Below are 10260 nucleotides of genomic sequence, written 5' to 3'. Positions count from 1 at the left end.
GACCCGGGGATCGACCGGGGCGCCGGCGGCCGGGGGGCGGCGGGACGCAGCGGCCGGGTTGCCGGTGCCCGGCAGCCGGCGCGGGTCCACCGGCACGACCTCGGACGGCCGGGGGCCGGGAGGAACGGGTGGGGCAGGTGCCGCGGCCCGCGCCGGGCGGGCGGGGCGGGAGGCGGTGTCGGGCCCCCAGCTGAGGACCGCCCGGCAGGTGTCGCAGAAAGCCTGCCCGGGCTCGGCCGGGGTGCCGCATTCGGAACAGGTCTGGGAGCTCATCGTCGCTGGGTCCTTCCGCAGGCGGTCACCTGCACCGTGTACGGCATGTGGGCGGGACGTGCGGCCGCGACGAGGGCGGCCAGCCGGTGCTCGTCACCGGGGGTGGCGTCCGGCAGCTCCAGCCGGACGTGCAGGCGCGGCCGGGGCTCGCCGGGGAACGGTCCCAGCGGGCCGGCACTCCACTGTGCTCCCCCGCTCTCGGTGATCTCCGGTTCGACGCCGAATGCCAGCAGCACCGCCTGACGCAGACCCTGCCGGGTGCCGCGGATGCGGTGCAGCCGGGCCGCCTCCGTCACGGCGACGCGGAGCCGGTCCTCCGGCTCGGTGCCGTCGGTCTCCGCGCCCACCCAGGTGGCGAGCCAGCGGGTGAAGTCGAGCGGCGCCAGGTCCGGGTCGAAGTACGCCTCCAGGCAGTCGAGGACGTTGAGGATCGGGGCGATCACCTCGTCGAGACCGCCCACGAAGCGGTGGGCCAGGTCGTCGTCGGCGAAGACCGCCGGCAGCATCAGCCCGATCGGCGCGGACGAGGCGAGGCCGTCCACCGAGCCCCTCATCGCGCCGCCCCCGCCGTGGCGCGGGAGTGCCCGCGGCGGGCGGTCACGCGTCGTCCCCGATGACGCGCACCCGGTGGTCGAAGGAGAAGACCAGGGCGGACGGGCGGAGGTCCATCCGCTCGGTCCCCTCGCCGCGCTTGCCGGTGAGGGGGTCGGCCGCGTGGAGGGCGACCTCGTCCACCAGCTCCACGCCGGGCACGCGCTGCAGCACGGCGAACACCTCGCCGGCCTGCACCGGCCTGCCGAACGGCCAACCGGTCCGCTCCGCCCCGCCGGTGAGCGGGTCGAGGTGCCGGTAGAGCGCGTCGAGGGCGTCGCGGCGCACCCGGTCGGTCTCCTGGCCGCGGAACGCGTGGAGCGTCGCGACGACGGTGATGCCCTGGTAGTAGGGCGGGCCGACCGCCAACCGGGTGCCGATGAGGCGGCGTTCGTCGAGATGCCGCGTCACCCGCCGCAGGAGGGCGTCGCCCGGGACGAGCTGCTCGAACCGGAGCCTGCCGCCGGGGTCGGGCACGGCCTGCGGCACCACCAGCACCCGCACGGCGTACGCGCCGTGCTCGCCCTCCTCCCCCTCCAGACAGGTGATGCGGGCGGCCTCGGGCGCCGCCCGGCGCGCCAACTCCTCGTAGTCGCGCAGGGTCACGGCACGTTCCTGGGCCCGGAGGGTGACGGGCGCGCGGACGGTGGCCTCCTCGACGGTCTCCCCGTCGACGCCGCCGCGGGCGGACTCGCGGTTGACGACCTCGGCGACGTAGGGGACGGAGGTCCGCAGCACCCGGACGGCCCCGCGGGCCACGTTCCCGGCGCGCCCGCCGCCGACGCGGTAGCGGCGGGCGCGGATCGGGGCGCCCTGCGGCGCGACCCGGCCGTACTGGCGCAGGCTGCCGTCGGGTTCGCGGACCGCGGGCCCGAACGCGACCTCCCCGGTGGTGGCGTCGAGGGTGACGTGCCGGTCGCGGGGGCCGGAGGCGGCGAAGTGCGGCACCACCTCCCAGTCCACCCAGCGGTCGTCCTCGGCGGTCTGCAGCAGCAGCGGCGGGTCGTCCCCGACGACCGGCGCGTGCGGCAGCCGCAGCCGGTGGCCGGGGAGCCCGGTCGCCTCGCCCAGCGCCTCGTCGTACCGGGTGTCGGCGTGCACGGCGCTGGTGGTGCCGCCGATGGTGAAGGCCGCCGCCGAGCGGACCGTCGGGGACTGCGCGTAGAACGGCTGCCCCCCGGTGGGTTCGACGACGCGGCAGCGCACCCAGGCGGCCTGCCGCCCACCGGTCCGCGAGGCGACGTGGCCGGCGGGGACGTGCAGCACCACCTCGCCGGGCCGGTTGAGGCCGCCCGTCCCGTCCCGTTCCACCTCGCACTCCAGCCAACCCTGGTCGCTCCACGCCTCCCAGACGAGCGGCGGCCTGCGGGGGTCGACGCCGACGCCGTCGACACGGCTGTCGAGTTCCAAGACGACGGCGCAGCGGGGCGCCGCGGCGTCGAGGCCGAAGAGCATGCAGTCGCCCGGGGAGGGCGACTCCCCGAAGCACTGCACGTCCTCGCCCTCGGCGAGATCGGTCGTCCGGTCGGTGGGCGAGGCCCCGCCGTGCTGCGTCACCAGGTTGGCCAGCGAGGTGGGGACCATCGACAGCGCCTCCTCGACGGCGAAGACGATCGCCTCGTCGCCGCTGACGCGGGCCGTCGCGACCTCGGTGCCGACCTCGATCCCCACCGGCTCCTCCTGCGGCGCCGACAGCCAGAAGGTGACGTCGGTGCGGGCCGCGGCGGGCGGGAACAGCGTGATGCCGACCAGGTCGAGGAAGGCGAGACGGTTCTTCTCCGGCACCCGGTTCAGGCGGTACACGATCTGGTCGGCCATGTGCGCGACCGTCTCGACGAGGGTGACGCCCGGATCGGAGACGTTGTGGTCGGTCCACTCGGGGGCGCGCTGCTGGATGTAGCGCTTGGCGTCGTCGACGAAGTGCTGGAACCGGCGGTCGTCGAGGTTGGGGGAGGGCAGGGCCATCAGCGGTCGCTTTCGGAGGCCGGGCCGTCGGACGGCTCGTCGTGGGAGGGGATGACGTAGAAGGGGAAGACGAGGCTGCGCGGGTTGTTGGTCCCGCGGATCGCGTACCGGACGTCGATGTGGAGGACGTTGGCCGCCTCCCCCGCGGTCACGGTCACCTCGTGCACCTTGATGCGGGGCTCCCAGCGGTCGAGGCTCAGGTGCACCTCGTGCTGGATTCTTCCCGCCGTCTGCTCGTTGACCGGGGCGAACACGAGGTCGTGGATGGCGCATCCGAACTCTGGGCGCATGGGGCGCTCGCCCGGCGCGGTGGCGAGCACCAGCTGGATCGCCTCCTCGATCTCGCGCTCCCCGCTGACGAGGGCGATGCCCCCGGTCGGGGAGAGCCGCATGGGGAAGGCCCATCCGGAGCCGACGAACTGTTCCGACATCAGATCACCATCGCCAGGTCGAAGGTGGGCGGCAGCTTGGGGCCGGGCAGCGGCGCCATGCCGTTGAGCCCGAGAGCCGGTGCCTTGATACCCACGGCGGGGGCGGTGACCGAGAGGGCGGTGGCGGCGGCGAGGCTGACCTTCACGCCCCGGACGGTGAGCTTCCCGACCGCACCGATCGTGAGGTTGCCGCCCGCGTCGATGGCGAGGTTGCCGCCGGACTTCAGCGACAGGGCGCCCTTGGCCTTCACCGACACCGAGGAGCCGCCCTCGATGGTGACGGCCCCCTTGCTGGTGACCTCGATCCGGGTCTTCGCACGGTCCAGGTCGATGACGAGCTTCTCGTCGCCGCTGGCGATGCGGACGCCCTGGCGCCCGCCGCTCATGCTGCGGAAGTCCACCCGGTTCCCGTCGCGGTCGGCGAGGGTGTGGCGCGTGGCGCGGTTGCGTGCGCCGGCGTGCAGCGGCACGTTCTGCGGCGCCCTGCCCGGCTCGTCCCGGCCGTTGTAGAGGCCGCCGAGGACATAGGGGTGGTCGAGGGCGCCGCGGTCGAAGGCGACCAGCACCTCGTCGTTGACGTCGAGCGGGAAGACACTGCCGCCGCCCTTGCCGCCCCACTGGGCGACGCGCGCCCAGTCGCTCTCGTAGGCGTCGTCGAGCCAGGGGAAGGTGAGCTTCACCCGGCCCTGCTTCAGCGGGTCGCCGACGTTGGTCACCACCGCGTTCACCACGCCCGGCAGCCGCTGCCCGGCGGGGTCCGCGCCGCCCGAGGTGAGCCCGTACAGCGAACGCCACTGCCGGCCGCTGACGTTGGCCCACGCCTCGTAGTGGGACCCGGCCTCGCCGCAGACGTGCCGGACGGAGGTCACGGTGTACGTCCCCTCGAACGGCTCGCCCACGTACTTCAACCGGACCGGGATGCCCGGCCGCACCCGGGGGTCGCCGCGCAGCGCCACCTCCAGCTCCGCGAAGGACGAGGTCACGTCGGCGGCGAGCGAGGCGGCGGCGTGGGCGACCTCCTGCTCGGTGTCGTACGGCACCCGCGTCTGCACCGCCTCGGACCGGGCGAACGGCGCGACCGCGTCGGCCGGGGTCTGCCCGACGCTGACACCCCGGTAGGCGGCCGCGGGCCGCTCGGCGACGATCGGCTTCTTGGCGCGGACGTCCCAGCCGCGCGCCCCGGCGGTGGAGACCTGGTCGCCCGCGGTCACCGATGCCCGGCACCGCAGCACGCTCTTCCCACGCTCCAGGACGAGCGCCTCGCCCGTGGGGCTGGGCGCGGCGAACTGCAGCTTGCCCTTGGCGTCGACGGAGACGGCGACGCTGTTCTCGTCCGCGAGCCGCGCGAGGAAGTCCCAGTCGGTGACGCCGTCCTGCGCGATGAAGTCGTACCGCTTCTCGCCCTGCGGCCCGAACGCGATCCGGCCGACCTCCACCCCGTCGAGTCCGGCGAGCTGCCGGACGATGTCCGAGGCCGACAGCTCCCGGTAGGCGGCGACCCGGCGGCTGCGCATCAGGCGGAACCCGGCGTCGTAGCCGCGGATCACCGTGTAGGAGCCGGTGCCGTCGAAGTCCGCCTCCAGCGCGGTGACCTCCCCGGTGAGGAGGACGTCCGAGGCCCCGCGGCCGTTGGCCACCAGGGCGATCTCGACCTCGCTGCCGAACCTCACCCCCAGCTTCCCCACCAGCGTCCGCCGGGGGTCGCGGAAGGTGAGGCGGAAAGCGGCCGGCACGCCGATCCCCTGGTCGACCCAACCGTCCATCAGCTGCTGGGCGTTGACCGGCGACAAGGGGGTCCCGTCGATCGTCACCTGGACGACGCTGGAGTGCGCGATCTTGATGGTCATCGGCTACCGCACCTCCTCGGCGGCCGGGAGCATCAGCTCGGTGCCGGGCCGCAGCCGCGACGGGTCCTCGATGTCGTTGGCCTCGGCTATCGCGCGCCAGGCGGTGGCGTCGCCGTACTCCCGCCAGGCGAGCGACGGCAGGGTGTCGCCCGCCACCGCCCGGTGCACCCGGCGCGCCGTCAGCGCACCGGAGGTCGGGTTCTGGGAGCCGATCGTGCGGGGGATCTCCTTCAGCTGCGTCCGGCACGTCGCACGGATCGGCACCCCGCTGGTGCCGAAGAGCGAGTAGGTGACGTCCACCGAGGCGACGTAGGCGATGAACCGCGCCGTGGAGAACGACCCCCACTGGAAGACGACCCAGGGCGGGGAGGGCTGCTTGGCGGCATAGCTGCTCTCGGTGACCGAACAGCAGCCCAGCAGCTCCTCCGCGCGGCGCAGCACGGTGTCGCCGCCCGGCTCGTGCGAGGAGTCCAGGAAGATCTCCACGGTCATCTCGCGCGGGTCGGGGCCGAGGAACTCCGGCTGCGGACCGTCCTTGGTGAGGGCCTTGGCGGTGGCCTCCCAGGTGGTGCGGCGGCTGAGGGAGAGCTGGGCGGGGTTGAAGTCGAAGGAGAAGTTGCTGATCAGGCCGCCGGGGGTGACGCTGTCACCGAGCGGCGGCTCGTGGATGGCGAGGGTGGCGCGGACCAGGCTGTCGCCCGCGCCACCGCTTCCGAAGACCATCGCGGCTCAGGTCCTTTCGTGAGGGCGTCGGGTCAGTCCGTGAAACCGTGGTGCGCGATCTCCAGCACCTCGTTGGCCACGGCGGGGCTGGAACTGTTGAGGGTGGGGCCCTGCCAGCTGACGGGCAGGACGTCGATCAGCCCCCAGGAGACGACCTCCGAGCCGTCGGCGCGCAGCGCCTGGATCTGGGCGGTCGGCCGGGTCACCCCGGTGGTGACCGACGAGATCCACTTCGCCACCTGGGCGGTCTCCGGGGTGAGCGGCCGGGTCAGCCGGATCGTCGAGTAGGTGACGCGGGTCGGCAGGTGCCAGACGAAGCCGTTGTTGCCGCCCTCCTGCCGCTGCTCCGTCTCCACCTGCGCCGACAGGCCCTCGCACTCGTTGAAGTAGCCGAGGCTCTCACCGTCGATGCTGAGGCTGAAGAAGACGGTGGTGCCGGGGTCGAGCTGCTCGCTCATCGGTGCTGGCCTCTCTCTGGCTCGGGCGGTGCGGACCGCGTGGTCGGCTCCGGTGGGCGCGCGTCAGTTGCTGCTGTCCCGCAGGCGGCCGATCCGCTCGCGGTCCATGCGGAGCTCGGTGCGCACCAACCGGGTGACGCGGCTGATGAGCCTGCGGGCGAGCTGGTCGAGCTCGCGGTCGGTGAGCCTGTCGATCTCGAGGCGGCTCCGGTCGGCCGCGGGCCGTGGCTCCGGCTGCAGGGCGGCGCCCGCCCCGGCCGGGGTGAGGCCGCCGAGCCGCTTGGCGAGGGCGGCCAGCGGGGGGACGGCGGCGAGGGCGTTGGCGGGGCGGGCGAGGCGGAGGGCGGCGGTGAGGCGGAGCCAGTCCGGCAGCCGTCCCATGGCGTAGTGGGCGGCGGGGCGGAGCCGTCCGCGGTAGTGCTGGTGGAGGAACTCGGCCTTGTAGGTGGCCATGTCGACGTTGACGGGGCAGTCGGAACGGCAGCCCTTGCAGGAGAGGCAGAGGTCGAGTGCGTCGTGGACCTCGCGCGAGCGCCAGCCGTCGGTGACGACCTCCCCGGCGAGCATCTCGTGGAGCAGTCGCGCCCGGCCGCGGGTGGAGTGCTTCTCCTCGCCGGTGGCGCGGTAGGAGGGGCACATGACGCCGGCGCCGGGCTTGGTGTCGCGGCACTTGGCGACGCCGACGCAGCGGCGCACCGCGGCGGTGAAGTCGCCGCCGTCCTCGGGGTAGCCGAAGGCGACGGGGACGGGTCCGCGGGGCAGCGGGGCGAACCGCAGGTGGTCGTCGAGGGCGGCGGGGCGGGCGAGGACGCCGGGGTTGAGGCCGTTGTCCGGGTCCCACTGGTCCTTGAAGCGGTGGAAGAGGTCGACCATCTCCGGGCCGTACATCCGGGGCAGCAGTTCGGCGCGGGCGAGGCCGTCGCCGTGTTCGCCGGAGAGGGAGCCGCCGTGGGCGGTGACGAGGTCGGCGAGGTCGAGGGAGAACGCGCGGAACCGTTCGATGCCGGGCGCGGTCAGCAGGTCGAAGTCGATACGGACGTGGATGCAGCCGTCCCCGAAGTGGCCGTAGGGCAGGCCGCGCAGGCCGTACTCGGTGAGCAGTGCGCGGAACCCCCGGAGGTAGGGGCCGAGGCGTTCCGGGGGCACGGCGCAGTCCTCCCAGCCGGGCCACGCCTCGCTGCCGTCGGCGGTGCGGGTGGCGGTTCCGGAGGCGTCCTCGCGGACGCGCCACAGCGCCCGCTGGTCGCGGGGGTCGGTGACGACGGTCTCGCCGGTGGTGGTGCCGGTGGCGGCGCGGCATACGCGGCGGGCGGCCTCGGCGGCCTCCGCCGGGTCCGCCCCGCCGGTCTCGACGAAGAGCCAGGCGGTGCCGCGCGGCAGGTGGGCGCGGGCGGCGTCGCCGACGAGGTCCGCGGCCATGCCCTCGACGGTGAGGGGGTGGAGGGGCAGCAGCCCGGGGGCGGCCTCGGCGGCGGCGGACTCGTCGGGGTAGCCGAGGACGGCGAGGGCGCGGGCGGGCGGTGAGGGCACCAGGCGGACGGTGGCCTCGGTGAGGATGCCGAGGGTGCCCTCGCTGCCGGTGTGGGCGCGCGCCCAGTGGGTGCCGTGCTCGGGGAGGAGCTGGTCGAGTGCGTAGCCGGAGATCCGCCGGGGCAGTTCGGGCATGCCGGTGCGGAGCAGCGCGAGGTGGTCGTTGACGAGCCGTTCGCCCGCCTCGCGGAGGGCGGTGGGGACGCCGGTACCGCCGGGGGCGAGGTGGGCCCGGTCGCCGCGGTAGGTGAGGACGGTGAGGTCCTCGACGTTGTCGGCGGTGGTGCCCCAGGCGACCGAGTGGGAGCCGCAGGAGTTGTTGGCGATCATGCCGCCGAGGGTGCAGCGGCTGTGGGTGGAGGGGTCGGGGCCGAAGGTGAGGCCGTGGGGGGCGGCGGCGTCCCGGAGCCGGTCGCAGATGACGCCGGGTTGGACGCGGGCGGTGCGGGTGTCCGGGTCGAGGTCGAGCAGGCGGTTCATGTGGCGGGTGAAGTCGAGGACGACGCCGGTGCCGGTGGCCTGTCCGGCGATGCTGGTGCCGCCGCCGCGGGCGGTGACGGCGACGCCCCTCTCGCGGCAGACGGCGAGGGCGGCCGCGACGTCCTCGGCGTCGCGCGGGGCGACGACGCCGTCGGGGACCCGCCGGTAGTTGGAGGCGTCCATGGTGTTCAGGGCGCGGTCGGTGGTGGAGAACGCGACGTCGCCGCGGACCGCCGCGCGGAGGGCGGTCGCCAGTTCCGTGGTCTCGGTGTCACTCGCCATGCCACCAGCGTGCCCTCTCGGCGCCTGCCGCGCCCGGTTCACGGGTCGGGGGTGTCGTGCGCGGGCGGGGCGGGTGGACCGGACGGGTGAGTCCGGCGGGGTCGCGGCCGCCGGTGGGGGCGCCCGGGGCCGCGGGGACCGGCGGTGTGCCGAACGGCCCCCGCGGCCGGGGGCCGAGTGGCGGGAACGCGTCGGTGGTCGTCGTCGGCCGGGGCGGGCGATGCGGACCGCCGACGGCCCCAGTGGCCCCAAGAGACCACTAAAATCCCAGCAGTGACAGCTCGTCAGCGTTCGCTGATCAGCAGTGACCGAATCCTTCACAGGAACTCTACGCATTCAGACGATAACTCTCCTATAGTTGCTGCGAATTGCACGTGCGCGCAGAGTGACGGACCCGTTCCCCATACATCTGTCTCGCCAGGATCAGCCGCCCGAGGACCTCATTGATGACAGCGCAACCCGCCGCGCCCCACCGCCGGGCGGAGCGTCCCCCACTGCGTGACCCGCTCCTGGCGCTCCTGGGGGTGGCTCTCGTCATCGCCCTCCTGGAGACGGTGGTGGTGGACGACGCAACGTGGTTCGTCCGCACGCTGTACGGGATCGGCGGCGTCGCCGTGGTCACCGCGGTGTTCTTCCGCGCCGTCGCGGCACGGCAGCGCCGGGCAGCCGAGGAGGCGCGGGCCGCGCTGGCACGTCACGAGGAGGCGAGCGCGGCGCTGGCCGAGCGGGTGATGCCGGCGCTGCTGGAACGGCTGCGCGAGGGCGACTCCGCGGACACGGCACTGGCCGCCTGCCCCTCGCCCGACGACGCGTCGCACCGCTCCGTGCTGCGGCAGGTCGCCGAGGAGGTCGGCCGCGCCGAGGCGGCCCGCGCGGCGACCACCGCCGCCGGCGCCAACGCCGCGGGCCGCATGCAGGCCCTGGCCACCAGCATGCTGGCCGACCTCCGGGAGATGGAGCACCGCCACGGCGGGGAGGACGTCCTCGCCGACCTGCTCCACCTCGACCACCGCACCGCGCAGGCCGGGCGGATCGCCGACTCCATCGCCGTGCTCACCGGTGCCCGCTCCGGTCGGCGGTGGGCCAAGCCCATCGTCATGGAGTCGATCCTGCGCGGCGCCATGGGGCGGATCGCCGGCTACCAGCGGGTCCGGCTCCACTCCACCAGCACGGCGGCGATCGCCGGCCACGCCGCCGAGGGCGTCATGCACGCGCTGGCGGAGCTGATGGACAACGCGACCAGCTTCTCGCCGCCCACCGCGGAGGTCCACGTCTACGTCGAGGAGGTCCCTTCCGGCATCGTCGTGACCGTGGAGGACAGCGGCCTCGTCATGGGCGAGGTCGCGCTGCGCCGCGCCGAGCAGGCGGTCACCGCCGAGACCCTCGACATCTCGGCGCTCTCCGGCACCCGGCTCGGCCTGGCCGTCGTCGGCTGCCTGGCGCGCAAGCACGGGCTTGCCGTGTCGTTCCGGCCCTCCGCCCGCGGCGGCACCGGCGTGCTGGTCCGCATCCCGCAGGCCGTCGTCAGCCATCCGCAGCGCGACGACGCGGCGGAGGCGCCGGCGACCCCGCCGGCCCTCGCCCAGGACCTGCCGACCGGGCTGCCCTCGCGCCGCGCCACCCGGCGGACCTCGGCCGGTGCGCATCCGGCGCCGCTGGAGGACCCGCCCGCCCCCGCCC

The 10260-nt window shown here is 74.7% G+C and carries 7 protein-coding genes and 2 pseudogenes; 1 reads left to right on the top strand and 8 read right to left on the bottom strand.

Translation table 11 applies throughout. From position 1 onward, the window contains the following. The 8 genes and pseudogenes from HCN56_RS25865 to HCN56_RS19595 all read right to left on the bottom strand — a co-directional run. A pseudogene (locus HCN56_RS25865) lies at window positions 1–273 on the bottom strand (zinc ribbon domain-containing protein); the annotation flags it as partial. Next, a complete protein-coding gene (locus HCN56_RS19625; protein WP_167972998.1) occupies window positions 270–827 on the bottom strand; it encodes a phage tail protein in 558 nt (185 codons plus the stop codon). The pseudogene HCN56_RS25865 and the gene HCN56_RS19625, both read right to left, overlap by 4 nt. 43 nt (window positions 828–870) lie before the next feature. Continuing rightward, on the bottom strand, window positions 871–2829 hold the full coding sequence (locus HCN56_RS19620; protein ID WP_167972996.1) for a putative baseplate assembly protein: 1959 nt from the start codon (window positions 2827–2829) through the stop codon (window positions 871–873). After that, window positions 2829–3260, bottom strand: coding sequence for a gp25 family contractile injection system sheath assembly initiator (locus HCN56_RS19615; protein WP_167972994.1), 432 nt, complete (start codon window positions 3258–3260; stop codon window positions 2829–2831). The genes HCN56_RS19620 and HCN56_RS19615 overlap by 1 nt, the downstream gene beginning before the upstream one ends. Then, complete coding sequence (locus HCN56_RS19610) at window positions 3260–5107, bottom strand: VgrG-related protein (protein WP_167972992.1); 1848 nt, start codon at window positions 5105–5107, stop codon at window positions 3260–3262. The genes HCN56_RS19615 and HCN56_RS19610 overlap by 1 nt, the downstream gene beginning before the upstream one ends. Before the next feature lie 3 nt (window positions 5108–5110). Continuing rightward, window positions 5111–5830, bottom strand: coding sequence for a CIS tube protein (locus HCN56_RS19605; protein WP_167972990.1), 720 nt, complete (start codon window positions 5828–5830; stop codon window positions 5111–5113). A 32-nt stretch (window positions 5831–5862) separates the two neighbouring features. After that, window positions 5863–6288, bottom strand: coding sequence for a phage tail protein (locus HCN56_RS19600; protein WP_167972988.1), 426 nt, complete (start codon window positions 6286–6288; stop codon window positions 5863–5865). Between the two features lie 258 nt (window positions 6289–6546). Next, window positions 6547–8580 (bottom strand): annotated as a pseudogene (locus HCN56_RS19595) (FAD-binding and (Fe-S)-binding domain-containing protein); the annotation flags it as partial. A 446-nt stretch (window positions 8581–9026) separates the two neighbouring features. On the opposite strand from HCN56_RS19595, the gene HCN56_RS19590 reads away from it, so the two are divergent. Continuing rightward, window positions 9027–10260 (top strand): ATP-binding protein (locus HCN56_RS19590; RefSeq protein WP_167972984.1); only part of this gene is annotated, 1234 nt, incomplete at its 3' end.

This window comes from Streptomyces lonarensis (genome assembly GCF_012033735.1).
GTDB lineage: Bacteria > Actinomycetota > Actinomycetes > Streptomycetales > Streptomycetaceae > Streptomyces > Streptomyces lonarensis.
This window is presented reverse-complemented; position numbering and strand designations above follow the sequence as displayed.

Bases quoted from the DNA above. Each gene is read 5' to 3' on its own strand.
- HCN56_RS19625 (WP_167972998.1), bottom strand. From the start codon at position 827: ATGAGGGGCTCGGTGGACGGCCTCGCCTCGTCCGCGCCGATCGGGCTG.
- HCN56_RS19620 (WP_167972996.1), bottom strand. From the start codon at position 2,829: ATGGCCCTGCCCTCCCCCAACCTCGACGACCGCCGGTTCCAGCACTTC.
- HCN56_RS19615 (WP_167972994.1), bottom strand. From the start codon at position 3,260: ATGTCGGAACAGTTCGTCGGCTCCGGATGGGCCTTCCCCATGCGGCTC.
- HCN56_RS19610 (WP_167972992.1), bottom strand. From the start codon at position 5,107: ATGACCATCAAGATCGCGCACTCCAGCGTCGTCCAGGTGACGATCGAC.
- HCN56_RS19605 (WP_167972990.1), bottom strand. From the start codon at position 5,830: ATGGTCTTCGGAAGCGGTGGCGCGGGCGACAGCCTGGTCCGCGCCACC.
- HCN56_RS19600 (WP_167972988.1), bottom strand. From the start codon at position 6,288: ATGAGCGAGCAGCTCGACCCCGGCACCACCGTCTTCTTCAGCCTCAGC.